Source organism: Sphingobacterium sp. NGMCC 1.201703, from assembly GCF_047784615.1.
Classification (GTDB): Bacteria; Bacteroidota; Bacteroidia; order Sphingobacteriales; family Sphingobacteriaceae; genus Sphingobacterium.
Window position 1 is genome coordinate 166,967 of the sequence record NZ_JBLOHD010000012.1, and the last position, 25,713, is coordinate 192,679.

Annotated in this window: 26 protein-coding genes and 1 tRNA gene; 13 read left to right on the forward strand and 14 right to left on the reverse strand. The window is 45.2% G+C overall.

The features are described from left to right. Position 1 precedes the first annotated feature (1 nt). Genes ACK8HY_RS22185 through ACK8HY_RS22215 form a run of 7 tightly spaced genes read right to left on the reverse strand, consistent with a single transcriptional unit; the run spans position 2 to position 6,448 of the window. Positions 2-442, reverse strand: coding sequence for a molybdenum cofactor biosynthesis protein MoaE (locus ACK8HY_RS22185; RefSeq protein WP_416134863.1), 441 nt, complete (start codon positions 440-442; stop codon positions 2-4). Beyond that, positions 435-1,541: a HesA/MoeB/ThiF family protein gene (locus ACK8HY_RS22190; protein WP_343560854.1), complete on the reverse strand. Its 1,107-nt coding sequence runs from the start codon at positions 1,539-1,541 to the stop codon at positions 435-437. Before ACK8HY_RS22190 ends, ACK8HY_RS22185 begins: the two co-directional genes overlap by 8 nt. A gap of 2 nt (positions 1,542-1,543) precedes the next feature. After that, on the reverse strand, positions 1,544-1,771 hold the full coding sequence (locus ACK8HY_RS22195) for a MoaD/ThiS family protein (RefSeq protein ID WP_343560856.1): 228 nt from the start codon (positions 1,769-1,771) through the stop codon (positions 1,544-1,546). A 53-nt stretch (positions 1,772-1,824) separates the two neighbouring features. Continuing rightward, the gene (locus ACK8HY_RS22200) at positions 1,825-2,559 is read right to left on the reverse strand and encodes a sulfite exporter TauE/SafE family protein (protein ID WP_416134864.1); all 735 of its coding nucleotides are present in this window, start codon (positions 2,557-2,559) and stop codon (positions 1,825-1,827) included. A 6-nt stretch (positions 2,560-2,565) separates the two neighbouring features. Beyond that, positions 2,566-4,335 (reverse strand): gephyrin-like molybdotransferase Glp, encoded by a 1,770-nt coding sequence (gene glp, locus ACK8HY_RS22205; RefSeq protein WP_416134865.1) that lies wholly within the window; start codon positions 4,333-4,335, stop codon positions 2,566-2,568. Further along, the gene (gene moaA, locus ACK8HY_RS22210) at positions 4,332-5,315 is read right to left on the reverse strand and encodes a GTP 3',8-cyclase MoaA (RefSeq protein WP_416134866.1); all 984 of its coding nucleotides are present in this window, start codon (positions 5,313-5,315) and stop codon (positions 4,332-4,334) included. Before moaA ends, glp begins: the two co-directional genes overlap by 4 nt. A 2-nt stretch (positions 5,316-5,317) precedes the next feature. Further along, positions 5,318-6,448, reverse strand: coding sequence for an XdhC family protein (locus ACK8HY_RS22215; RefSeq protein ID WP_416134867.1), 1,131 nt, complete (start codon positions 6,446-6,448; stop codon positions 5,318-5,320). Between the two features lie 294 nt (positions 6,449-6,742). On the opposite strand from ACK8HY_RS22215, the gene ACK8HY_RS22220 reads away from it, so the two are divergent. The 7 genes from ACK8HY_RS22220 to ACK8HY_RS22250 all read left to right on the forward strand — a co-directional run bounded on the left by ACK8HY_RS22220 (position 6,743) and on the right by ACK8HY_RS22250 (position 14,617). Further along, the gene (locus ACK8HY_RS22220; RefSeq protein ID WP_416134868.1) at positions 6,743-7,213 is read left to right on the forward strand and encodes a (2Fe-2S)-binding protein; all 471 of its coding nucleotides are present in this window, start codon (positions 6,743-6,745) and stop codon (positions 7,211-7,213) included. 26 nt (positions 7,214-7,239) lie between these two features. Then, positions 7,240-9,531: a molybdopterin cofactor-binding domain-containing protein gene (locus ACK8HY_RS22225; protein ID WP_416134869.1), complete on the forward strand. Its 2,292-nt coding sequence runs from the start codon at positions 7,240-7,242 to the stop codon at positions 9,529-9,531. 158 nt (positions 9,532-9,689) lie between these two features. Continuing rightward, entirely contained in the window at positions 9,690-10,043 is a 354-nt protein-coding gene (locus ACK8HY_RS22230) for a hypothetical protein (RefSeq protein WP_343560870.1), read from the forward strand. A gap of 2 nt (positions 10,044-10,045) precedes the next feature. Further along, entirely contained in the window at positions 10,046-10,807 is a 762-nt protein-coding gene (locus tag ACK8HY_RS22235; protein ID WP_416134870.1) for a PoNe immunity protein domain-containing protein, read from the forward strand. A 37-nt stretch (positions 10,808-10,844) separates the two neighbouring features. Beyond that, complete coding sequence (gene fdhD, locus ACK8HY_RS22240; protein ID WP_416134871.1) at positions 10,845-11,723, forward strand: formate dehydrogenase accessory sulfurtransferase FdhD; 879 nt, start codon at positions 10,845-10,847, stop codon at positions 11,721-11,723. Between the two features lie 106 nt (positions 11,724-11,829). Next, positions 11,830-12,180, forward strand: coding sequence for a DUF7009 family protein (locus ACK8HY_RS22245; protein ID WP_077433473.1), 351 nt, complete (start codon positions 11,830-11,832; stop codon positions 12,178-12,180). Positions 12,181-12,214: 34 nt separating this feature from the next. Then, positions 12,215-14,617 (forward strand): FdhF/YdeP family oxidoreductase, encoded by a 2,403-nt coding sequence (locus ACK8HY_RS22250; protein ID WP_416134872.1) that lies wholly within the window; start codon positions 12,215-12,217, stop codon positions 14,615-14,617. Here ACK8HY_RS22250 and ACK8HY_RS22255 read toward each other — a convergent pair. Further along, positions 14,605-15,237 (reverse strand): NTP transferase domain-containing protein, encoded by a 633-nt coding sequence (locus tag ACK8HY_RS22255; RefSeq protein WP_416134873.1) that lies wholly within the window; start codon positions 15,235-15,237, stop codon positions 14,605-14,607. The genes ACK8HY_RS22250 and ACK8HY_RS22255 overlap by 13 nt on opposite strands. A gap of 219 nt (positions 15,238-15,456) precedes the next feature. Between ACK8HY_RS22255 and ACK8HY_RS22260 the strand changes: the two genes are divergently transcribed. From ACK8HY_RS22260 to ACK8HY_RS22270, 3 genes are read left to right on the forward strand one after another with little or no spacing between them, the layout of a single operon-like run. Further along, entirely contained in the window at positions 15,457-15,921 is a 465-nt protein-coding gene (locus ACK8HY_RS22260) for a (2Fe-2S)-binding protein (protein WP_416134874.1), read from the forward strand. Between the two features lie 14 nt (positions 15,922-15,935). Further along, the gene (locus ACK8HY_RS22265) at positions 15,936-16,577 is read left to right on the forward strand and encodes a hypothetical protein (protein ID WP_416134875.1); all 642 of its coding nucleotides are present in this window, start codon (positions 15,936-15,938) and stop codon (positions 16,575-16,577) included. Positions 16,578-16,609: 32 nt separating this feature from the next. Then, entirely contained in the window at positions 16,610-18,820 is a 2,211-nt protein-coding gene (locus ACK8HY_RS22270; RefSeq protein ID WP_416134876.1) for a molybdopterin cofactor-binding domain-containing protein, read from the forward strand. 179 nt (positions 18,821-18,999) lie between these two features. On the opposite strand, the gene ACK8HY_RS22275 is transcribed toward ACK8HY_RS22270, so the two are convergent. After that, positions 19,000-19,329: a YegP family protein gene (locus tag ACK8HY_RS22275; protein ID WP_416134877.1), complete on the reverse strand. Its 330-nt coding sequence runs from the start codon at positions 19,327-19,329 to the stop codon at positions 19,000-19,002. Positions 19,330-19,693: 364 nt separating this feature from the next. Here ACK8HY_RS22275 and ACK8HY_RS22280 point away from each other — a divergent pair, with 364 nt between their 5' ends. After that, entirely contained in the window at positions 19,694-20,155 is a 462-nt protein-coding gene (locus ACK8HY_RS22280; RefSeq protein WP_416134878.1) for an alpha/beta fold hydrolase, read from the forward strand. Between the two features lie 50 nt (positions 20,156-20,205). Here the strand turns inward: ACK8HY_RS22280 and ACK8HY_RS22285 are convergent. Then, positions 20,206-20,296: transfer RNA gene (locus ACK8HY_RS22285), tRNA-Ser, on the reverse strand. 144 nt (positions 20,297-20,440) lie between these two features. On the opposite strand from ACK8HY_RS22285, the gene ACK8HY_RS22290 reads away from it, so the two are divergent. Together ACK8HY_RS22290 and ACK8HY_RS22295 are read left to right on the forward strand one after the other, a co-directional pair. Further along, positions 20,441-20,914: a 3-oxoacyl-ACP synthase gene (locus tag ACK8HY_RS22290; RefSeq protein WP_416134879.1), complete on the forward strand. Its 474-nt coding sequence runs from the start codon at positions 20,441-20,443 to the stop codon at positions 20,912-20,914. A 77-nt stretch (positions 20,915-20,991) separates the two neighbouring features. After that, positions 20,992-21,504: a BON domain-containing protein gene (locus ACK8HY_RS22295; RefSeq protein WP_416134880.1), complete on the forward strand. Its 513-nt coding sequence runs from the start codon at positions 20,992-20,994 to the stop codon at positions 21,502-21,504. Positions 21,505-21,591: 87 nt separating this feature from the next. On the opposite strand, the gene ACK8HY_RS22300 is transcribed toward ACK8HY_RS22295, so the two are convergent. The 4 genes from ACK8HY_RS22300 to ACK8HY_RS22315 all read right to left on the reverse strand — a co-directional run bounded on the left by ACK8HY_RS22300 (position 21,592) and on the right by ACK8HY_RS22315 (position 25,610). Continuing rightward, complete coding sequence (locus tag ACK8HY_RS22300; protein ID WP_343559535.1) at positions 21,592-22,317, reverse strand: tRNA threonylcarbamoyladenosine dehydratase; 726 nt, start codon at positions 22,315-22,317, stop codon at positions 21,592-21,594. Beyond that, positions 22,314-22,973, reverse strand: coding sequence for a TatD family hydrolase (locus ACK8HY_RS22305; protein WP_343559534.1), 660 nt, complete (start codon positions 22,971-22,973; stop codon positions 22,314-22,316). The genes ACK8HY_RS22300 and ACK8HY_RS22305 overlap by 4 nt, the downstream gene beginning before the upstream one ends. 66 nt (positions 22,974-23,039) lie before the next feature. Beyond that, positions 23,040-24,329 carry an anthranilate synthase component I family protein gene (locus ACK8HY_RS22310; RefSeq protein ID WP_416134881.1) on the reverse strand — a complete coding sequence of 430 codons (1,290 nt, stop codon included), beginning with the start codon at positions 24,327-24,329 and terminating at the stop codon, positions 23,040-23,042. Between the two features lie 3 nt (positions 24,330-24,332). Further along, positions 24,333-25,610 carry an adenylosuccinate synthase gene (locus ACK8HY_RS22315; RefSeq protein WP_343559529.1) on the reverse strand — a complete coding sequence of 426 codons (1,278 nt, stop codon included), beginning with the start codon at positions 25,608-25,610 and terminating at the stop codon, positions 24,333-24,335. Positions 25,611-25,713 lie beyond the last annotated feature (103 nt).

A 25,713-nucleotide genomic window follows, 5' to 3' on the forward strand; every position in this document is an offset into this window, starting at 1 on the left:
GTTATCTATTTGTTTTCCATTGATGGGTATCGTCTTCAAATATTTCTTTGCCCCAGATAGGCATTTCTTTTTTTATGCGTTCCACAAGCTCCTCGCAGGCATCTATGGCTGCACGCCGATGTGCAGAAGAGGTGAAGACAAAAAAGCAGATTTCGCCTACCTGCACCAGTCCTTCACTGTGGTAAACATGCATACAGGCCAGGGGATACTTGTCAAAGACCGCCTGACGGATTTCGGCCATCTTTGACAGCGCCAGTTCCCGGTTAATGCTATAGTCAATCGCGCGCACCGTTTTTCCGTCCACCTGATCGGCACGGATCTGCCCAAGAAAAATACTATGGGCTCCAATGTCAGATTTACGGCCATGTGTGGCAATACTTGTGGCAATCCGCTCAGGGGGAATGGGACCCTGCATAAAAATATCGTTTTTTTCCTTATTCATTGAAATAGTTTTTTAAAACCATGATACCGCCGCCCACATGAAAAATCTGCTGCTTGCTGCTGGCCTGCCCCAGGTAGTACTGGGCTGCTGCCAAACTCCGCTTGCCGGTCTGGCAGACGAAGACGATACGCCTGCCGTTCAGCTGTTCCAATTGCTGCGGCAATGTTACAAGCGGAATGGAGAGATGAGGAACGGGAAGCCGTGGTAATTCATCCATTTCCCGTACGTCCACCAGCTGCAGATCAGCGGCAAGCCATTGCATGACAAGGTCGGCAGCGGTGATAACCTGTAGCTCTCCACCTGTCGCAGTACAATGATTGTTATAATCAAAATTCTTTACGGCATCCAGATGCTGGGGAAAAGAGATTCCTTCGGGTGCCTCCGGGGGTATATCAAAAGTAAAAGTACGATTATCCAATAAATTGACAGTCATCAATTTATTACTTAACACAACACCAATCCCGGTCAATAATTTAATGGCTTCTGTTGCCTGTAATATGCCAAGCATACCGGGCAGTACGCCAAGCACACCGGCCGTATTACAATCCGGTGCCTCCAGGGGATCCGGCGGCAAGGGGAACAGATGCCGGTAAGTTGTCTTGACACCATGCGCATCGGCTACATTGAATACAGCAACCTGACCTTCATATTGATAGATCGCAGCAAAAATCAAGGGTTTGTCCAGGAGGCGACAGGCATCGCAAAGTAAATAACGCGCGGCGAAATTGTCGGTACAGTCCAGGATGATATCGTAGGACTGTAGCCGTTCAACAGCATTTGCAGGGTTAAACTGTTCCACCCAATACTGAATGTTGCACTCGGGATTTAACTGCCCTAGCTTGCGGGCCGCGACCTCAGCCTTAGGCTGACCGATATCTGCGGTATCATACAGCACCTGCCGATGCAGATTGCTCAGTTCAATACGGTCATGGTCTATAATAGCGATGTGTCCGACGCCGGCCGCAGCAAGATACTGTAGCGCTGGGCAGCCGAGACCGCCGGCCCCCACAACCAATAAGCGCGCGGACTGCAACTTCGCTTGGCCTACTTCGCCAAACCCCGGTAACACATACTGCCTTGCATAACGTTCATGCTGCATACTTATCCTCCAGAATAGGGTGGCATCAGCGCCACGGTATCATTTTCCTGTAATACGACGGGCCCATTGATAATCCTATTATTGACAGCTATGAGCAGCTTACGATGGGCAAGTGCTACATGCTGATGCGATAATACCGTCAGGAGTTCCTCCGTATCGACTGCCGTCATGTAAAACTCTTTCTCCAGAATATCTGTCAAAGCACCAAATGTCTTAACTTGAACTCTCATTTTTCAATATATCTAATGTCTATATGCTACAAACCGGATGTGCATACCTTAAATTACGCTGTTGTAAACAATAGTTTATAGGCGGCAACCAAAAGTACGGCAGCCAGCACATATTTCAATACTTCCTGGTTTAATTTTTTTGATCCCAGATACGCGCCCAATAGGCCTCCCGTAAATGCGACAGCGATATAAATCCACATATGCACATTAAACGAAACGCCCTGTGTAAGCATACCGCCAAGTCCCGACAATGAATTTACAAAAATAAATGCAGCACTGATTGCCGCAGTCTGTTTTTGATCGGTCCATTTGAGCAGGATCAGAAAAGGGGACAGAATAATTCCGCCACCGATACCGATCATACCCGATAACAGGCCGACAACAGCACCTATGACCAATGCCCCAAGGCTGTTGTACTGTTTAAGCTCAGCTTCGGCCGGACTTCTGAAAAAGAAAAACCGAACGATCGGAAACAACAGCAGCAGACCAAGTAGGCGTTTGTAAAGGTGGTCCTCCAAGGTAATCATGCCACCGATAAAAGCCATAGGAACCGAAGCTACGGAGACCATTAAAAATAGATTACGTTTAAAATAATGCCCTCTGTAATACTGTATAAAAGAAGTTAACGAAACAAAAAGATTAAGTACTAATGCTGTAGGTTTCATCTCCTGCGGCGCAATACCATAGAGTGCCATCAGGGCAAGATAACCGCTGGCACCGCCATGTCCGACAGCAGCGTACAGGAAGGCGAGGATAAACAGAAAAAAATAAAAAAGCTCAATGGGCATGGTTCCTTAGCTTAAGAGATGGATAATAACTTCGTCTCCGGCTGCGCAGCCTTCTGAATCTTCCTCCAGAATCAACAGGCAATTGGCCTGGGCATAGGATTGGAGGCGATAAGATTCCTGTGCATGAAGAGGTTTGACGGCATGCCCATCGTAGTAGGCCTTGAGAAAATGGGTCAGTCCAGGCTTTTTGTGATAAGCCACCGTACTGCGTGTCCTGACATAAGGATCGCGCTCAGGCAGCTGCATCATACGCTCCAGTGCCGTCGCCACATACAGGTAAAAACAGGTCAACGCAGAGGCGGGGTTACCGGGCAATCCAAAAACAAGCTTTTCCTCCCGGCTGCCGAAAAAGAGCGGTTTGCCCGGTTTCTGGCGGATACGATGAAAATGTTGTTTAACACCACAGCTCTTGGCGACATCCACGACATAATCGTAGTCTCCGACGCTGACGCCCCCGACCAAAAGGACAACATCAGCCTTATTCAAGGCTCGCTCAAGGGCTGTGCGGAGCAGGTTTTTGTCATCACGCACCTGAATGCCCTCCACCTTGTCTATTCCCAGCTGCTGAAGCGCTGCCTTGAGCTGGTAAGAGTTGGATTCGTAGACTTCGCCATAACCGAGTGTTGCATCCGTGGGTCTGAGCTCGTCGCCAGTGAGGATAATATGCACTATGGGTGCGGCGTACACCGACACTTCGGTACAGCCGATATTGGCCAGATAGCCGATGGCAGCCGGAGTCATGGGGGTACCAGGCAGCATGGCAATACTGCCGGCTTCCACCTCGGATCCTTCGGGGCGGACATTGTCTCCCAATGTTAAGGCCGGGTCTTGTATCAAAATCGTATCTGCTTTACTGAAGCTGACTTTTTCCTGCATCACCACCGTATCAGCACCCAGGGGCAGTGGGGCACCGGTATAGATGCGCATGGCCTGTCCGGGATCAAGGGTCTTTGCGATTGTCGTACCCGCGGGTATTTTATCCACGACGGGAAGTTCCTGCATGCGGTCGGCAAAACGGATGGCGTAACCATCCATCGAGGACTGTGCAAAGCCTGGAATAGCCTGCCCGGCAATCACGGACTGCGCTAGGGTATAGCCCAAAGCATCCGGTAGAGCTAGCCGCTCTTGCCGCAGGGCGGGCAAAAAATGATGAATAATGGCCTTGGCCTGCTGGACACTGATAAACTGATGTGGAAGACGGAAATAATCCGCCTGGGTATCCACATCGTATTTTGCGTCTTCGTAAGGGAATATGATCCTGTCGTCGGCATATTGTTCGGCAAATTTCTTTGCGCCCTGCTGGCCTTCGAGCTGCATCAGACCTTCGAAGTATTTTTTATCGAAGAGAACCGGTGCTCCCCAGGTCCCGGAAAAACCGGTAGCGACAATCCCTTTGCCACTGCTATCGGCAAGTTGAATAAGCTGCTGAAAGACATGCTGGTCCACAAAGGGCTGATCGCATAAACTAATGATGCATCGCTCTAGTTCAGGTTGTTTTTTTAGCAACTCCTTTAAACCCATAACAATGGAACTGGCCAGACCTGACACCCAATGTGTATTGACAACAACATCAACATTGCTATTCTGCAACAATGTATGGATCGGATCGGGATACGCGCCGGTAACAACCGTGACGCTGACGCCCGGGACAGCAAGGGCTGCACGACTGATCCGTTTCAACAAGGGTTCACCCTCAAACTCTAGCAGCTGTTTGGGAAGGCCAAGCCGTGAGGAATTGCCCGCCGCCAATATCATTATACCTGTTTGCTTTATCATCCGCCAATGGTTATCATACTCCGATTTGTGAGGTCATCGGTGTCTATCTGTTCAAAATCTGTTGTTAACTGTCCGCCAAGCGCTTTGGATTTGGCGCGTATATTTTCCTGGATCAGCGGCAGCACATCAACACCGGCCCTTAAGCCTGTCAGCAGGTCTGTTTCACCTTGCGAAAACAGGCAGTTTTTAAGTTTGCCATCGGCGGTGAGCCGTATGCGGTTGCATCCCGCGCAGAATGGTGCCGTCATGGTGCTGATCAATGCGATACGGCCCGCATGGCCGGGAATCAAAAAGGCCTTTGCCGTATCGTGCGGTCCAGCCGTAACAGCTTGGATAGGGTAGAACTGCTGGATCTGATGCATAATATCTGCTTGGGTATAAACTTGGTTGCTGGTCCACTTGTTACCACTGAAAGGCATAAATTCGATAAAACGGACCTCTAGCGGATTTTTTTCGGTCAAGGCGGCAAAATCAAGGATCTCGTCGTCATTGATACCTTTCATCACCACCATATTGATCTTGGTGGGGATACCATGCTGTAGCAGCAGATCGATATTGTGGCGCACACGGCCGAAGTAATCTCTCCGGGTGATCTGCAAAAAACGTTCGGCCCGTAGGGTATCCAGGCTGATATTGATGCTTTTGAAACCGGCTGCCACGAGCTGTGGCAACATCTCATCGATCCGGATACCATTGCTGGTCATATGGAGCTCGACCGGAAGTCGGGCCAAACGCTCAATAATAGCGGGTGAATCCTTACGTACCAGGGGTTCGCCACCGGTCAGGCGTATCTTTCGGATACCCTGATCCACAAATAGCTTAGCTAAAGTCTCAATATCGTCAACCTGCATCAATTGCTTGTGTGGGGTAAAGCTATATTCTTCCTCCGGCATACAATAGAAACAGCGTAGATTGCAGTTATCGGTAAGGGATATCCGTAAATAATCGTGTATACGTCCAAATGTATCCTTGAGTATCATAATTAAGGTATTAGGGGATTTTCGGCATGTATTTTAGTCTGGAGAAATTTGAGAGACCCCCCGGGTCGGCCGTTTAAAACGGCTTTAATCTCTGCGATAATGGCCAGCGCAATTTCATCTGATGTTTCGGCGCCTATATCAAGGCCTACAGGACCGTGAACAATATGCTGCTGTGCCGGGGTAAGTTCGGCACCGTCCTGCCGCAGATCCGCAAACATACGTAATAATTTGGTTTTCGGCCCCAACAAACCAATGTAAGGGGTAGGGCTGTGAACCAGCTCCTTCAATAGGCTGAGATCATAGCGATAATTATGCGTCATCAGCACAAAAACGGTCCAGGGATCTATAGCTATGTTCTTCAAAACCTCCTCAGCGGGGCCTGTCATCAAACGATGGGCCCTGGGGAAGCGTCCTGCCGTAGCATGACCGACCCGCCCATCAAGCACCGTAATTTCCCAACCCAATAAACTGGCGGTTTCCACGACAGGCTGGGCATCATTTCCGGCACCAGCCAGGACTAAATGGGTGGTGGGTGCGAGGTATTGAATCAGCACTTCCTTATTTTCTCCCGCCCTTGTTAGCGAAGCCAACACGGACTGTCGGTTTGTTCGGGCTAAATTGATATATTCCTTCAGCTCCGGAAATTGCGTGTCTACAGATTGAATCTCGGCTGTTAAATCTTTAACAAGCAACTGGGTCCCTTCATGTTCTCCTTGTCTGTCGCTGGAAAAGCAGGTCGCCAAAAGAGCTTCATGCCGCTGTTGTAATAGGCTTTCCAGCAGTATGATCGGATGATCTGTCCGCTGCAGGTCTATATATTCAAAAAGTATGTGCACAATACCATTGCATCCAAGCTGCAGCCCGATCGCCGAGCCTTCCGCAGTATTGGTATCGTAAGTGACAAGCCGATTTTTACGTTGATGAATGGCCAGCAATGCTTTTTTGAGTGCATCGCCTTCCAAACAGCCGCCGCTGATCGCGCCAGTCATCCGGCCATCTTCCGTGACCAGCATACGTGCTCCCGGTCTACGGTAGGAAGAGCCCTCCACCTTGACTACCGTGGCCAATGCCATCGCGTTATTTTCGGAAACGGCTTCACGCGCAGCCAATACAATGTCTTTGATCTCTTTCATGCAATTACGGGCAAGCCGGGTTGAACGCGGATATATATTGATTAAATGGAACAGCTTTTTATTACAATACCGTTGATCAAATTTAACGATTTACACGGTAAAAAACATGAAAACTGTAATATTGGTAAAAACATCCGTAAAATGTATAAATAATTGATTAATTTAAATACGATTTTGATGACCGAATGCACTGAAAGCGAATACATAAGTGAAAACTTATCGCATGGAATGGCGAAAAGCAGAATCATTCAACCGATTAAACAAAACTTGTAAAGTCAAGAAAAAAATAAGATTATGGCTAAATATTCAATTCTGGTAAACGGTAAAAAGCACGATGTTGATGTGCTGGAAGATATGCCCTTGCTCTGGGTTCTCCGTGATATTATCGGCCTGAAAGGCACCAAGTTTGGCTGTGGCAAGGCCCTGTGCGGAGCCTGTACCGTTCACCTCAATGATACCGCAATCCGATCCTGCTCTTTTCCCATTTCCGCCATCGGTGATGGCAAAGTGACTACGATTGAAGGACTCTCTGAAGCGGGCGACCATCCGGTACAGGAGGCCTGGGAGAAACATGTGGTCCCCCAGTGCGGCTACTGTCAAACGGGACAGATTATGAATGCTGCTGCGTTATTGAAAAAAAATGCCAAACCTTCGGAACAGGATATTGAGCAGGCCATGCAGGGCAATCTATGCCGCTGTGGTACCTATAACAGAATTAAAGCAGCCATCCTGGAAGCGGCCGGTACAACGGTCACAACCGGCTAACCCTTCACCAAAAAAGTAGAGATCGCATGAAAATATTAGCTCCTTTTCAAGAAAGAAAATCCCAAAAGGTAGATTCGGAGGTTTTTAGTGTTTCCCGGAGAGACTTTTTAAAAGCCAGTGGGCTGCTTACGGGCGGACTGGTACTCGGTGTCAGCTTTTTCAGCTGTGACGATAAAGGTAAAAAGGTGGCCACAGTGGCTCCTAATGTCTACCTGAGCATTGCTTCGGACGGCAAGGTAACTATTGTCGCCCACCGTTCGGAAATGGGACAGGGTATCCGCACTTCACTGCCGCTGATCGTCGCAGACGAACTGGGCGCCGACTGGAGTAAGGTCGAAATCGTACAGGCCGAAGGGGATGAAAAGAAATATGGCAACCAGAATACCGATGGTTCTTTCTCGGTACGCATGTTTTATAAACCCATGCGTGAGGCAGGCGCCATCGCACGCTTGTTGCTGTTACGGGCTGCTGCCAAAGAATGGCAGGTAGACATTGCTGAGCTGGACACCCAAAATGGCCAGGTTATTCAACAGGGTTCGGGCAAGAAGAAAGATTTCGGCGATCTGGTGCAAACAGCCTTATCCCTGCCTATTCCTAAAGTAAATGAAATCAAACTGAAAGACAGCAAGCAATTCAATATGATCGGCAAGGAGACGCCAATTATTGATCTGCATAATATTGTCACTGGTAAAGCTGTTTTCGGAATCGATGCGGTTACAGAAGGAATGAAAATCGCGGTGATCAAGCGCTGTCCTGTTGTTGGAGGTACCGTAAAATCCGTCAACGACAGTAAAGCTTTGGCGGTACCCGGTGTGATCAAAGTGCTGACGATCAAAGGTGCTGGTTTGCCGGCAACGTTATCCCGGCCACTCAGTGGGGTAGCGGTTATTGCTGAAAATACCTGGGCAGCGATCAAGGCCCGTGATCTGCTGGAGGTGGAATGGGAATTGGGCCCCAATGCGGGCTACGATTCCACCAAACAGATTGAGGAACTCAAGCGGGTGGTGGCGCAGGAAGGCACGCTACGCCGTAAACGCGGCGATTTCAAAGCGGCCAAGGCCAATGCAAAAAAGGTCATTGAACATACTTATATCGCGCCCTACCTGGCGCACGCTACCATAGAACCACCCTGCGCCCTCGCTGTGGTGAAAAATGGAAACTGTGAAATATGGGCATGTACCCAAAACCCGCAGGGTGCCCGTGATGCGGTAGCCAAGGAGCTGGGAATTGCGGTGGAAAAGGTAAAAATGAATGTCACACTACTGGGCGGTGGATTTGGCCGGAAGTCCAAGCCAGATTTTATCCTCGAAGCGGCGGTACTGGCCAAAGAGTCGGGGCTGCCGATCAAGGTACAATGGACACGGGAGGACGATATCCGCCATGACTATTATCATGCACTGAGCGTACAACGTATTGTGGCAACCATTGACAGCCAAAACAAACTAAGCGGTTGGGCTCACCATATTGCCAATCCGTCGATCTCGGCAACCGAAGACCAAGCTGTAGTACAACCCAGTGATGGCGAACTTATGCTGGGGGCTTCGGATTTCCCCTACAACGTGCCGGCCATCAATATTGCAACACATGATGCCAAAGCACATCTGCGTATCGGCTGGCTGAGATCGGTACGCAACATCCCACAGGTATTTGCTGCGGCCACCATGTTGGATGAAATTGCTGAAGCCAGAGGTATCGACCCCGTTGCCAATGCCTTGGAACTGCTTGGAGAAGACCGTCATATCACTTTTGACCAGGAGCTGATCAAAACCAGCTATCCCAACTATGGTGAGAAGATCAGTGACTATCCCTGGGATACAGGCCGTATGAAAAAGGTAATCGAACGGGTAGCCAAGGAGTCGGGCTGGGGAAAAACAATGCCTGCAGGCAGCGCACTGGGTTTTGCAGCACATAAGAGCTTCCTGACCTATGTGGCCTGTGTGGTGGAGGTACGTGTGGATCAGGACAAGAAAATCAGCATTCCGAATGTATATTACGCAGTGGACTGTGGCCTGGCTGTCAATGTAGACCGAATCAAATCGCAATTTGAAGGCGGAGCACAATTTTCTGCAAGCCTGGCACTCAAAAGTACCATTACCGTAAAAGATGGTCAGGTAGAACAGGGAAATTTTGACGGTTATCAGATTATCCGGATGCCCGATTCACCCAAACAGATCCATGTGCATATTGTGGACAGTGATGCCAAACCGACGGGGGTGGGCGAGCCACCGGTACCGCCATTTACCCCGGCGCTCTGCAATGCCATTTATGCGGTAACGGGAAAGCGGATCTATACATTGCCGATTGATCTGAAGGTATAAGTGGCTTGAAAATTGGTTTTCTGACACTTCTTTGGGTTTTTGGCTTTAATTTTTATGTCTTTAAAACGAGTAAAGTGGATATTTCTTTATTAAATGAAATAATGATACTAATTTAGTGTACTGAAGTGATATAAAATTTGAAATTCTATAAAATTTAAATGAAACAAATAGTACTTGTTGTAAGTTGTCTTTTAGCAATGAGCTGCAATTCAAAAAAACAGGAAGATCCAAAACTTATCGGTAAGTGGAACGGAGCAGTGAAAGATTCGGAAACAGGCGGTTCCATTGAGAAAATCTCGCTGGAATTTACAAAGGACGGAAAACTCATTCAGCAGTCGGGGGAAGGTGAAATGCAGCTTATAACTACATCAACCTACGAAACCCAACAGGATAAACTTATCACTGTGGAGACGGCTACAAAAGAGAAAACTGAAGGTAATTATAGCATAAAGAATGACACATTATCAATTATTTATGAAGGAGTTCAGAATAAATATGTGAAACTTAAGTAAACATGGGTTTTTTCAGCAAAATTTTTGGAGGCGCAGAACCTAACAGTTCATCGCAACCAGTAAGGGCGCAACATAAAAAAATAAAATACTTCGAGAACGAACTGGAAAGAATTGATCTGTGGATGCAAGATGACGATGAAGACTTCCAGCGCTATAAAGAAAAAAATGGCAGTCTGGAAAATCACCATTATATTGAAGCCTGTAGTATCAGGCTTCAAAAAATCCAGCTTATTTATTCCAAAGGCGGGGAGCTAGAAGCGATACTTCCTATACTGGACGAAGCGATAACCTTTCTCCTTCAGGCAGATCCAAAGGAGTTCAAAAATAACTCGCTATTTCTTAAATGCTGTTCTTTGCTATTTCTGCTGAAAAAACTTCAGGATCATTATCCCGGAATACAAACTTTCATAAACATTTGGGAGAACAGCGATACTGAACCGGCTTTTAAACCGGTTAACTTGATATACTTTATCGTCGGTCTTGAGCGCAAGGACAAAAGTACAAATGATTATCGCCCATTTGTGTTATTACAGGACATCATCAACCTTCCTGACAAAGAAGCGGAGCTAGCCATCAAGCAATACCTGAAAAACTGGTATGCGATGCACAAGGAGGAAGCTTGGTACAATTCCCATCTGAGGGAGTGGGGCTATTGTGGTTATTGGGCATTTGAAGTAGCTGCTGTAGTAAAAAGAATGGGGCTAGATGAAAATACCTTTAAAGACAGTGTTTATTATCCGTACGACATGGTACATTGGAAATAAGAACCTTTAATAGTTAGGACGTATAAAGACCTGCATAATGAAATCCACTGTATTACAGCATATCACCATAAAAAACATTGACTTGGTCAAAGTGAGCGACCGATCGCAGGAGCGGATATCGGATTGTATCTCGGTAGAGGAGCCCTTGGAAATCCGGATACAAACGACAGTGGGGGGAATAACAGCGCATAAGAATATTTCCGTCACGATGCGTACCCCGGGGCATGATGCTGAACTCGCCACTGGATTTCTCTTTACCGAGGGACTTATTTCGGAAGCGGGCCAAATCAAGTCGGTGGATCACGTCGATGCATTGTGTACCCGAAATAGCCATAATATTATTTTGGTGGAACTTTGTGACGGATTTGCACCCGAAACAAACAGCTTGGACCGGAATTTCTACAGCAGCTCCAGTTGTGGCGTATGTGGAAAAGGATCAATTGGGGCAATCAAAACAGTCAGTATTTTTAAGGAACTTGTTGCCGAACCTTTCACGCTGAACTACGAAGTGCTCTACACATTATCGGACCAGCTCCGCGCTGCGCAGGGAAACTTTTCCGCGACCGGCGGTATACATGCAGCAGGCCTATTCGATCTAAACGGACAGCTTATTGCATTGCGGGAGGATATAGGGCGCCATAATGCACTCGATAAGCTCATTGGCCATGCGCTGATGAACGGTTTATTGCCCTTGCAGAAAACGATACTGCTATTGAGTGGCCGTGCCAGTTTTGAGCTTGTGCAAAAAGCGGCCATGGCGGGTATCTCCTGCATTGCGGCAATCGGTGCCCCTTCCAGCCTAGCAATCGAACTGGCCGAGGAATTTGACATAAGCTTATTGGGATTTTTGCGGGATCACAGATTCAATATTTACCATCAGGGAAACAATATGACGATTGGAGGGTTAATACCATAAGTTCCGTACGATCCAAAAAAACGATGTCGATCGACAATAAAATTTAGAGAGATTAACAAATTTAGAAAGATAAAATCAGGCAGCAAATTGATAAATAGCTAGAAAGATGAAAATACGAATCAAGGATAATACAGTCAGGCTGCGGTTGACCAGGTCTGAAATTGATCAGTTAGGTACCCAGGGGGAAGTATCCGGGCGGACCGAATTCATCCAGCAGGATCTTGTTTACAACATTGTCCAGTCAGCTACCGAATCACTTGTAGCCTCTTTTGTGGGCCATAAAATCACGGTCGGTTTATCAGCTGAGATGATCAGGGAATTGGTCCAAACGGAACGGATCGGCTTCGAGGGGCAATCGGGAAAAGTAAAATTGCTCGTGGAAAAAGATTTTGCCTGTATTGACAATACGACGGAAGATCAAAGTGACAATTATCCGAACCCCAATCTCGCATGCTGACTTTAAAAAAATAAGTATCCCAATACCTATCGTCATGGAAGAAAACAACAGAAAGCAAAAACTGGAGCATGATATTCAGGCCGAGCCACAGGCAGAAAACCCTTATAAGCTTCTTGACCTTAAGCTGACCCCCGTGGAAAAATCGGCGGCGGGTATTCCGGCAGTTTTGGCTGCCTTTGCAGATCTTATTGAAGAAAAGACGCTTTTTAGGGGCTCCAAAGCCTTATTCAAAATGAATCAGATGGGCGGATTTGACTGTCCCAGCTGTGCTTGGCCTGATCCTGACGATGAACGCTCGCCCGTAGGTGAATATTGTGAAAATGGCGCTAAAGCCCTGGCCGAAGAGGCAACCACGAAGCGGGTGACACCGGGATTTTTCAAAAATAATTCGGTCTATGAGCTGGCACAGCTCAGCGATTATGAGATCGGAAAAATGGGACGCCTGACAGACCCGATGTATTTAGCGCCGGGGGGAACGCACTATGAACCGATCAGCTGGGAGGGGGCATTTCAGAAAATTGCCACTCAACTCAATTCCTTGGCCTCACCACATGAAGCAGCTTTCTATACTTCTGGCCGTACCAGCAATGAAGCTTCTTTTGTCTATCAGCTATTTGCCAAAGAATTTGGCACCAATAATATGCCCGACTGTTCCAATATGTGCCATGAAACTTCGGGTTCGGCACTACGTCCAACCATCGGTATCGGAAAGGGCACTGTCAAGCTCGCAGACTTTTATGAAAGCGAACTGATTGTCATCATCGGACATAATCCGGGAACCAACGCCCCCCGCATGATGAGTGCGCTGGAAAAGGCCAAAAAAAATGGCGCCAAAATTATTGCCATCAACCCCTTACCGGAAGCTGGCCTGATGGGTTTCCAGAACCCGCAACAGATCAATGGTATTATCGGCAAGGGGGTAAGTCTGGCCGATCTCTACTTACCCGTGAAGATCAATGGCGATATGGCGCTCTTAAAAGCACTGGAACTGATCTTACTGGATCTGGAGCATAAAAATCCAGGAAAAGTACTCCATACCGACTTTATCAAGAATAAGACTAAAAGTTTTGAAGCCTTTCGGCAGCAGTTTGATGAACCCAAATACACACTTGAACAGCTAAGCAAGCTGAGCGGTGTTGCTGTAGCCGACATTCAACAGGCAGCGGAACTGCTGGCTTTCAAAAATAAGATTATTTTCTGCTGGGGAATGGGACTGACGCAACAGCCCAATGGGGTGGATATGATCCGCGAGATCCTGAATATCCTGCTGCTGAAAGGAAGCATCGGGATCAAAGGTGGCGGTGTCTGCCCAGTACGTGGGCACAGTAATGTGCAAGGCAACCGTACTATGCTCATTGACGAGAAACCCACAGATGAACAGCTGGATAGGCTGCAACAGTATTTCGGATTCGAACCGCCACGCGAACATGGCTACGATGTGGTACGCGCCATCAAGGCCATGCACGCCGAAAAGATTAAATTTCTCTTCTGTATGGGCGGCAATTTCCTGTCAGCGACACCTGATACCACATTTACGGCAAACGCACTGCGAAAGCTCGATCTATTAGTTTGCGTATCCACAAAGTTAAACCGCGGGCACCTGATCCACGGCAAAGCAGCCCTTATTTTACCTACTTATGGGCGTAGCGACAAAGATATCGTCAATGGGGAGGTTCAGATTGTCAGCACAGAAAATTCCATGGGCGTGGTACAGGCTTCCAAAGGTGTCTTAGATGCGGTATCCAAAAACCTCATCAATGAAACGCAGATTGTATGCCGTATGGCAATGGCGACCTTGGGTGAACGCTCCGTTATCGACTGGCAGCGTTATCACGATAGCTATGATGCAGTACGTGATGCGATCGAGCACTGTATTCCCGGTTTTGAAAACTATAATGTCAGGGTACGGCAGAAAGAGGGCTTCTATCTACCCAATGAAGCCCGTGATTCCCAGTCTTTTGCCCGGCAACTGGGTGGTTTAGCACCTTTTACACAAACTGAGCTGCCGGATAACCAGCTCGCAGATGATGAATATATGATGGCGACAACACGTACCCATGATCAATTCAACACGACCATCTATGGCCTGGACGACCGTTATCGGGGAATCAAAAATGAGCGCCGTGTGATTTTTATGAATCCGAAAGATATAGTCAAGGCGGGTTTTAAAGCCGGAGATAAAGTCGATCTTTATAATTATGATGATGGAATAGAGCGTGTAGCACCTTTATTTCTGATCGTGTCCTACGCCATTCCGGAGAAGAATACAGTCACTTATTTCCCCGAAACGAATGTGCTTGTATCGGTTAATAATGTGGTCAGGGAAAGTAATATGCCAGCTTCCAAATATGTGAAGATTAAGATCAAAAAACATGATCCGGAGGTGTATAAGAAAGTGGATGAAATGCTTTACCGTGGCGCCCTTCAGCGGCCCTGAATTTGGTTAGCAATAATCGCTTTTACCCTGCTGGCCTCAGCAGGGGTATTGACGTTGGTAAGTACTTTTTCATCGGGAGCAGCAATCCCTGTGACCTGCTGCTGCATCAATAGCTGACGTGGGGATAGTTTATCTGCGGCAACCATCTGCTGAAGGAGGGGATAGCTGGCGGGCTCCCAAATGGCAAACAATGGCTCGGGGAACTGGCTTCCGGGTTCTGTAAAGGCCGTAGCTATTTGAGATGGATCCCGCTGTTGCACCAGATACGCAATCGCCGCATGATCCACCAAGGGTAAATCACAGGCGATAACAAGCCATGCCTGCTCGGGATGCGCGTCAAATGCAGTCAGTATACCACCCATAGGACCAATATCCGAATAGTTATCGGGCAGTAGCTCATAGCTACATACAGCTGCATCAGCCATCATTTCGGGCATTTGCTCCGCACGACAGGAGATATAGACCTTTTCGCAGTAAGCATGCAGCAGATCTGCCAGGTGATAACGTTGTTGTTTACCATGCCATTTAATCGCTTCTTTAGCTCTCCCCATGCGTTGGCTTCTGCCACCGCTGAGCACGAGTCCATTCAATCGAGGGTGTATCGTATCGTTCGGAATCATTGTTATCACTGCTAATTATATCAATTGTACGGAAGTTACGGAATTTAGTTTGGCCTGGAAAATATTATGTTTTGCGAAGTACGTTGTCCCTGAACCTGAACTCATTTACAGCACATTTGGACTATATTACCTATTTGTGTAATAATTTATCCTATATATGGGTCAAATGCTTATTTTTATAGCTAGATCCTCTACAGAGTAACTAAGAATAAACAAATTATGAACAGCATACGAATCAATAAAAAGAAATATACGGTAGACGTTGATAGCGAAATGCCTTTGTTGTGGTTCCTAAGAGATCATGTGGGATTGACAGGTACAAAATATGGATGCGGCGTTGCACAATGTGGGGCCTGTGTGGTTCATCTCGACGGGGAGGCTGTACGTTCATGTGTAACAAAGATGAAACGTGCGGTCGGCAAAGAAGTCATTACCATTGAAGGTCTATCGGAACATGGCGATCATCCTTTGCAACTCGCCTGGAAAGATGTGGATGTACCACAATGTGGTTATTGCCATGCCGGCCAGATTATGTCCGCTGCCGTGCTGTTACGTGAGCGTCCTAACCCCACAGACCAGGATATTGACGATGCCATGGCCGGAAATATCTGTCGTTGCGGTACTTATTCCCGTATCCGTAAAGCAATTCACCAGGCTGCGGAACTCCAGAAACAAAAGGGCTAACCTTAAAAATCGTCATGAAAACAGATAAAGAAAAAAAAGAGATAAGTAAGTTTAGGCTTCCTGCAACACTGAGTGTTATTGCGTTATTTCTGATCGGAATAGTCTCCGCCTTTTCGGAGGATGCACACTATACAGGCAATAAAGAAATAGCTGTCGTAGTGAAAAAAGATAGTGTGCGATCTGTCAATGCTTTTAAAAAAGTATATGCCGTATTGCAAAGTCCCCGTTGCATGAACTGTCATCCCAGCGGTGATATTCCGTTACAGGGCGACGACAATAGACTCCATGCCATGTTTCCCAAACGCGGTGCTGATGGGAAGGGATTATTGGCCATGAAATGTGCAAACTGCCATCAGACCGAAAATACTACGGGTTTAAAAACACCGCCGGGAAGTCCGGATTGGCATTTACCACCCTCCAGCATGAAAATGGTCTTCCAGGGACGTAGTGCGAGTGAACTCGCAAAACAATTGGTAGACCCAAAACAAAATGGAAACAAAGACCTCAAAGCATTAATTGCCCATGCCGATGATGGCCTTGTCAAATGGGGCTGGAATCCCGGAGAGGGTAGAACATTGCCACCGATAAGTCATGCCGAATTTAAGGAAGCATGGATTACCTGGCTGACTAACGGTGCCTATGCGCCAGCGCAATAAGGATAGGATAAACCAATTTTGAAAAACGAACGATGAAAGCAGATAAAACAACCCTAGATAGAAGGTCTTTTTTGAAGGCCGCCTTGTTGGCTGGCGGTGGATTGATGTTGCAGTTTTACTGGCCGGGAGGGAATGCTGTAGCCGCAGAAAAAGATCATACCGCACCCGCTACGTTGAATAGTTATATCAAGATCCACCCGGACGGAAGGGTGACACTTTTTAACCCCAATCCGGAATTTGGCCAAAACGTCAAAACTTCGCTGCCCATGATTTTGGCCGAGGAACTGGATATCAGCTGGGATAGTGTGCAGGTCGAACAGGCCGATTTTTTTCCTGAACGCTTCGAACGTCAGTTTACCGGTGGCAGTCAGTCTATCCGTAGAGCCTGGCCCATACTACGTACAGCTGGTGCTACTGCAAGACAGATGCTGATAATTGCAGCCGCACAGCGTTGGGCAGTTCCAGCGGATGAAATCAGCACATCTACCGGGAGCCTGTATCATAAGAAAAGTAACCGTAAGTTATCCTACGGTGAAGTGGCATCTGCGGCCGCGCTGATTCCAGTACCTAAAAATGTACCGCTCAAAGCTGTCGCCGATTTCAAAATTATCGGTTCATCTAAACGCAATGTCGAAATCGATAATATTGTGACCGGGAAGCCTTTATTTACGAGCGATTTTAAAAAGGAGGGAATGCTCATTGCCATGATTGTCCATCCGGCTAGTTTTGGAAGAGAAATTACAGGTATAGACGACAAAGCTGTGCGTCAAATGCCAGGAATAAAAGATGTATTTATCATGGAGCCTGTTCTCAAGGGGTATAAGAAAAACGGATTCGACGTTTTCAGCTATCAGCAGGTCGCGGTCATCGTTGGCAATAGCACTTGGGAAGTGATGCAGGCGAAGAAAAAATTGATCCTGCAATTGAGCAGTCCTACAGGCAACGCCCAAAACGGGAAACCTGATTTTTTGGAAAGTACGGCCCGGCATTATGCAGATATGGAACAGGCTTCTACGCAGCCTGCACAAGTGAAACGCCGGGATGGTGATCCCGAATCGGCCTTTAAAAATGCAGCCCGGATTATCGAGCGTACCTATACCGCACCTTTTCTTGTCCACAATACGATGGAACCGGTAAGCTGTTTCGCGGATGTTGGTGCAGATTATGCGGAGTTGTATGTCCCCATACAGACGCCTGAGTTTATCACCAGAACACTGTCTGCCCGACTGGGACTACCAAAAGAGAAAATAAAAATTAACCTGGCACGGATGGGTGGTGGTTTTGGACTGCGGGCCTATGGACATCATGTCGTCGAAGCGGCAGTTATTTCCCAAAAAATCCAAGCCCCCGTTAAACTGATGTATACACGGGAGGATGAAGCGACGTATGGAATCTACCGACCTAGTTATAGCGCCACCTATAGGGCTGCTTTAGATGAAAATAACCAACTAATTGGTTTTCATATAAAAGCAGGCGGTATACCTGAAAGTCCATTACACGAAAACAGATTTCCGGCAGGAGCGATAGACAATTACCTCGCAGAGACTTGGTCTATACCCTCAGCAATCACAGTCGGGGCTTTTCGAGCCCCCGGATCTAATTTCATCGCCTGCGCTGAACAGTCGTTTTTGGATGAGCTGGCCTTTGAAATGAAAAAGGATGCCTTGGATTTCAGGTTGGAACTGCTCATGCGGGCGAAGGAGAAACCTGTTGGGCAGCGCAACGATTATGATGCCGACCGTTATGCAGGCCTCATCCAACTATTAAAAGACAAAGCTGCGAACCTGGCAAGGCCTGCCGGAACAGGGCGGGGGACAGCGGCTTATTTTTGTCATAATACCTACGCTGCCGCACTGGTGGATATCGGCGTGAAGAACAATGAGCCTTATGTCACACAGGCCCTAGCAGTCATGGACTGTGGGATTGTCGTCAATAAGGATGCAGCTATCAATATGGCTGAAGGGGCACTTATCGACGGCATAGGAAATGCCCTGTATGGTGAGCAATTATTTAAGGATGGGGTACCCTTGAGGAGTAATTTTAATACCTACCGGATGATCCGCATGCATGAGGCTCCCGCAAAAATCGAAGTATATTTTGTGGAAAACCAGGATAACCCAACAGGTATGGGGGAGCCACTGTTTCCACCGACTTTCGGCGCCGTGGCCAATGCGCTGTTTGATCATACAGGAAAAAGATATTACAGACAGCCTTTTGTGAAACAATCGGGAGAAAAGAGCTGACTTAAAAGCATATTCAGCTTTGATCCGTTGGCTGGCTACCTTAAACTGAGCTCCTTGCTGGGGGATTTAAGATCATTGATAGCACAATCCACGTTAAGAATAAGAAATAATCCAGTGAGTTATATGAAGAAGCCCGATAGCAATGATCGGGCTTCTTCGTTTTTTATCTTTTTCAACAGTTAATCAAGATCTTCGATCGTTGCATCTGGCGCATTTGATTTTACAGACTCGATACCGTTTTCCATTCCGCTTGCACTTTCATATAGCTCACTTGTACCGATAACCTGGCCGTTGGTCGCTTTCAAGTTGAAATAGTGTTTCCCATTTGTTGAAGTCTTTCTTTCGAATTTATCGTTGTCCTGAGCGTTTCTTTTTACCGATTCAATTCCATTTAAACAATTTGCTTTTGTTTTATAACCTTCACTGTTCAGAATAACCTGGCCATTTCCAGCCTTTAAATTAAACTGGAATTCGCCATCTTTTCTGGTTTTCACTACAAATTTTCCCATTTTTTCTACTCTCAATTTTATGTGATAAATACAATTTACTTTGTTAATAAAGATAACGTATTAAATTGTTTTTATTGTGAAACAATGATTAAATTATCTGTCTTGAGACCATAAGTTATCAAAATAGTAGACAAAAGCTTACATAGCATGAAAAGTTCGCATTATTGAGATTCGGGAAAATCTTGCATTTGTTTACTAAACTGCAATTGATAGGACCCACCATGTTTTGTAGCCCAAATGGCCGTTTCTCGGAGTACGGGTGTTCTTACTGGAGTAACAAGCTTTGAAAAATTTGCGGAAGAGTTCGCAGAAGGTTTATTTTTAAAAGATATATAAGAGGAAAAATAGTATAAACACAGCTTGGTTGGATCGAGAAGAATACCCGTTCAAGTCTAACTATATAAGTACAAAATCGGGTAAAATCCATTACATTGATGAAGGCGAAGGTGAGGTATTATTGTTCGTGCAGGTTCACGCCGAAAATCTGGCCTTTGTTGTCAATGCGTTGCAACTTAATAATATAACCTTGATATTACATGATTGGGGTGGCCCAATCGGAATAAGTTATGCAGAAAACAATGCCGACAATGTAAAAGGACTTATTGTCTTCAACAGTTGGTTTTGGTCAGTAAAGGAAGATAAAACATTACGGAATTTCAGTAAATTTATGGGGTCAACATTAGGAAAAAACCTCTGCAAATACTTTAATTTTTTCCCTCGGGTATTAATGAAAATGGATTTAGGTTATAAGAAAAAATTCAACAAAACTATCCAAAGGCATTATACTGAACCGTTCCCTCATCCCGAAACCCGAAAAGGTATATAGTAAAACAAAAATGCCACGAATAATTGCTATTCGTGGCATTTGTATCATTTTGGCGGAAAGGGAGGGATTCGAACCCTCGATACAGTCATCCCGTATACAGTCTTTCCAGGACTGCTCATTCGACCACTCTGACACCTTTCCGTGTTTCAGTGCACAAATGTAGTCATTTTTTGTTTTATTGCAATACTAGAAATCTTTTTTATAGAATGATTTGCGCTATACTATTGATCATAAGCCCTTTGTTTTTATATTTTTTTGAATAAAACATATTTCTTATTTTTCAGAATGACAAATAGCTATTTCGAGATAAAAAAGAAACTTTTAGAAATCGCAATCCAACGGACGAACGATCGCATCGAAATGGTCGAATCGGCATTGGAAACTGCCCGGGACTCAAGTAATGACGATACAAAAAGTAGCGCAGGAGATAAATACGAAACCTCGCGTGAGATGATCCAACAGGACATCAACCGGTATCAGGGGCAGCTACTTGAGGCAAACAAAGATTTAATACAGCTCACAAATATTACGTCAACAATAGCGGATAAAATTGATTTTGTCAAATTGGGCAGTCTTGTTAAAACAAATGTCGGATTCTACTTTTTTATCGCTTCAAGCATTGGTGCCATAAAAATTGGTGATAATAATATTTTTGTTATCTCCCTGGCGTCGCCAATAGGTCAGCTGCTTTTGGGAAAGAAAATAGGGGATAGTTTCCTCTTTAACAAATTAAATCAGACCATATCCGAGCTTTATTAAATTATCCAAATGGAGGGAAGGTAAACAATATGCGCTGATAACTGTTTCTAATATATAGACGAACATAAAACAATAAGATGAAATTAAACAGGTTACTTTTGATATTTTCATTTGGTGTTTTGCCTTTTTTTCACGCTTGCCGTTCACCAGAATCCGATAATAAGCTAAAGTCTAAAATTGAAGCAGCTTTAGCGGATAATCAAGGCATTGCAGTGGATGTGGAGGAAGGTAATGTGACATTGAACGGGCAGCTGGGATCAGACTCATTAAAACAGGTTGTGGAAGAAAAAACAAAGATCGCTGGCGGTGAAAATATTAAATCCATCCACAACAATATTATGGTAAATCTACCTGAACCCGAAGACGCCCGTGAAAAATATCACGAGATAGTGGAAGGAGCAGTTGATTCTACTCTCACTCGGGATGTCAATCGGGTGCTGGAAGATTTCCCGACCATCACAGCGCAGGTGAAGGAGGGAATTATTATTGCAACAGGCAATATTGAAAAGACAAAAATAGATTTGCTAAAGAAAAGACTGGAACATATCAAACCCAAAGGAATTGATATGAAAGGTGTAACTGGTCGATAATTTTCTTATTCCTATTAAAATATAAAAGCTATGCATCTGTTGATGCATAGCTTTTATTATGTGTACATATGTTTATTTGCTACAAATTTAAACATTTTCCATTAAATCCCGAATAGCTACCGAGGCAATAGCTCCGCCAAATGCTGCAGGTAGATAAGACATTGTTCCATAGGCCGACTTTTTGAAATTACTTCCATCGGTATATAACAGCGAACTTTTATCGGGCAATTCCGTAGAAAAAGCAACTTTAACACCATCACGGATGCCGTGCTTACGCAATTTCTTACGAATATGCTGGGCCAATTTACAGTTGTAGGATTTACTGATATCTGCAATTTCTATTTTCGTTGGATCAACTTTACCGCCAGCACCCATTGAGCTTACAAAGGGTATTTTGGCTTCCAGCGCTCTCCGGATAAAGAATAATTTGGGTGTAATGCTATCGATGGCTTCCACACAGTAGTCTGGTGCTAAATCCAACAAAGCCGGTATCTTTTCAGGAATAATAAAGTCCTGAATGACCGTTAAATCTAATTCCGGATTAATAGCCAATAGGCGTTGCCTCATGATTTCAGCCTTAGCTTCACCATGGTTTGTTGCAAGTGCTGGCAGCTGTCTATTTCTATTGGATGGATCTACCGTATCACCGTCTATAATGGTCATCTTACCAACCCCTGCACGACAGATAAATTCAGCCGCAAAGGATCCCACACCGCCCAGACCAAGGACCATCACATGGGAATTCGCTAATTTTTCCAAAGCTGCTCTACCAACCAGTGCTTCGGTGCGTGACAGCCAACTTAAATCTTTCATTTTTTTAATACAATCTTATAATTATGATATAATGCCTGCTTGAGCACCACTATCGGAATAGATCGGACTTTTGCGACATATTGATATAGGGTAGCAACCTGAGTTGCAGTATAGGTATCTGTTTCCAAAAATAAATGCCCTAACGGGATGTTTCTTAGCACTTCGTCCTGACTTCCATCCAAACAATGCGTTCCGATCGAAAGATGAAATCCCCTGTCTATGAGCTGCTTGGCCAAGGCCCAATTCTTGCGATAACCATGGAAGATAACAGGTAAATGAAATTTTGCTTTTAACAAAGAAGCTAAAACTTCCTGAAAGGCGCGAACGCAATGAATTATCAAAGGTTTATGAAAAGTCATCGCCAATTGAATCTGCCGATCAAAAACCTGCTGCTGTACACCGAAAGGGACAGTAATATTTTTATCCAGACCGCATTCACCTACTGCCACCACATTCGCTCCCTGTATTATCGTCTGCATCAACGCTAAGGCTTCCTCTGTATTGCCGTTTATATACCAGGGATGCAAACCAATAGAACAGTCCTCCCCAATAATCGTCTCATTGTGGTTCAATGCTATATTTACAACAGATAGGGTAGAACCATTCTGCATTGCATTGGATCGATGTGTATGAATATCAATATAGGGAATCTGCATTGTCAATGCACAAAGGTCGAAAAAATAGTTGAAGCAAAAAATATTCTCTATAAAATTAGTATAGTTTTATCGCTCCAACTTGCTGTTGAGCGCCTGTAAAATTGCAGAAGCTTTTAAAAGACATTCCTGATATTCCTGTTCTCCTAATGCTTGGTTGGTAACAGCACCACCTGTATGAAATGACAGGTAATGTTCCTGCTGATTGTAAAGGAGGGAACGGATCACGACGTTAAAATCAAATTCGTCATGTAAGGTATCAAAATAGCCTATGGAGCCTGCATATACACCTCTTTTTGAGTCTTCTATCTGATCGCAAATACGCATAGCGGCAATCTTTGGAGCGCCTGTCATGGAACCCGCAGGAAATGTATGTCTAAATACCTCCATATTGGACACCTTTGGATCTTGTATACAGGTAATTGTCGATATCATCTGATGTACCTGTTTAAAAGATTGGATTTCAAACAATCGTGTAGCTTCCACTGTTCCGGGAAGGGCACTTCGTGTCAAATCATTTCGGACAAGATCCACAATCATTACATTTTCAGCAATCTCCTTCTGTGACTGGAGCATACGATTGATGATATCCTGATCTTCCTGTTTCGTAACACCTCTTTTAGCGGTGCCTTTAATAGGTTGAGAGATCAACTTGCCTTTTCTCTTTGCCAAAAAACGTTCCGGAGAAGCACTCATGACAAAATGCTGCCCAACTCTGAAAAAGTTGCTGAATGGAGTAGGTGATACGGCATTCAATTTTAAATAGATCTCCACTGGGGAAATATCTGCATTCTCAGCGAAGAATTCCTGACAGAGATTTACTTCATAAATATCACCGCGTTGAATATGCTGTTGTACCTTATCAAAAGCAGTAAGATATTCTTCTTTCGTCCACCGCGCCTGTATTCGAATAGCTAAACTCGTATCTGCCTGCGGGATCATTGTATCGCAGATGGACTGGTAGACTGAAGCCGGATCATCCGCTTGAATCTGCACCTGCCTTTCTGTTATGCTCACGGTAATTGCTGGAACAAAAAAATAGGCAGCCGGAAACCCTAGTTTATCTATTGCGCTGGTCTGTAATTCTTCAATCTCATTTTTGAGATCATAGGATAGAAATCCGGGAATAAAACCATTTTGATGTTTTTTCAGGAACTGTTGCAGTTGATCCAATACATTATCATCCGCACAAAAAGCATGTAATGCTTTCACTGCCAGTACACTCTCAAATCGTCCCCATTGGTCTGGCGACCCATTGCTATTAAAGAAAGAAATTTCATCAAATTGCCCTGACCAGTGCAGGGCTTTTTGATGAAATTTATCTTTGGAATCGAGAAGATCAAAACTTTCGATCCGCATATTTTATTTTGATAAAGCCAATGTTTGTTTACGATCTGGACCTACCGACAAAATCGTGATCGGAACTTCGAGAGCTTTCTCTAAATAAGAAATATAATTACTTAAAGCCTCAGGAATCTCAGCTTCAGAGCTGATACCGGTCAAATCTTGTTTCCATCCCTGGATTTCTTCCAGAATTGGCTCTGCCTGATGTGTTATAATCTCATATGGCATATAATCGATCACTTCACCATTATATTTATAATGTGTACAAGCGTAGATCTTATCGAAGGTATCCAATACATCCGCTTTCATCATGATCAGGTCAGTCACACCATTCAACATGATCGCATACTTCAATGCAGGGATATCAATCCACCCTGTACGGCGTGCACGGCCTGTTGTGGCTCCGAATTCATGCCCCAACTGACGTAGTCGCTCGCCAGTCTCATCATGAAGTTCAGTAGGAAAGGGACCTCCACCCACGCGGGTTGCATAAGCTTTGAAAATTCCGTATACTTTACCGATTTTGTTTGGCGCAATACCAAGACCGGTACAAGCTCCAGCAGTTGTTGTGTTGGAAGAAGTCACAAATGGGTAAGAACCAAAATCCACATCCAACAGGGTACCCTGAGCGCCCTCAGCCAGTACACGTTTGCCTTCTTTCAGATACTGATTCACCAAGTGTTCTGAATCCACATGTGGAATGGTTTTAATGAATTCAATTGCCTCCAAAAACGCTTGTTCTTTTTCACTGAAATCAGGAATTTCTCCATAGTGGGAAAGAATATTCAAGTGTTTTTCTTTCAACTTTTGGTAACGCTCCTGAAAGTCTGGAAGTGTTGTATCACCTACACGTAAACCGTTTCTACCAGTTTTATCCATGTACGTTGGACCAATACCTTTTAACGTAGATCCGATCTTACCGGCACCCATTTTCGATTCTGAAGCAGCGTCCAATAATTGGTGTGTCGGCAAAATAAGGTGTGCTTTGCGCGCTAATACCAAATTGCCTTTACCCACCGGATCAAAACCAGCTGTCTTAAGGTTGTCTAATTCTCTTTTTAGGATAATTGGATCGATAACGACTCCATTACCAATAAGATTTAGTGTACCTTCATTGAAGATACCAGATGGAATTGTGTTGAGCACGAATTTTTTGTTATCAAATTCCAACGTGTGTCCGGCGTTAGGGCCGCCTTGGAAACGAGCGATTAAATCGTATTTTGGACAAAATACGTCTACGATTTTACCTTTACCCTCGTCACCCCATTGTAAGCCCAAAAGCACATCAACTTGCATAGCTTTTAAAGTATAGTAATTAAAATGTTATTAATAAAAATAGACTCATTAAAAAAATAAAAATGTTCAGGAATTTTTCTCCTGAACATTCCTGAACAAATGT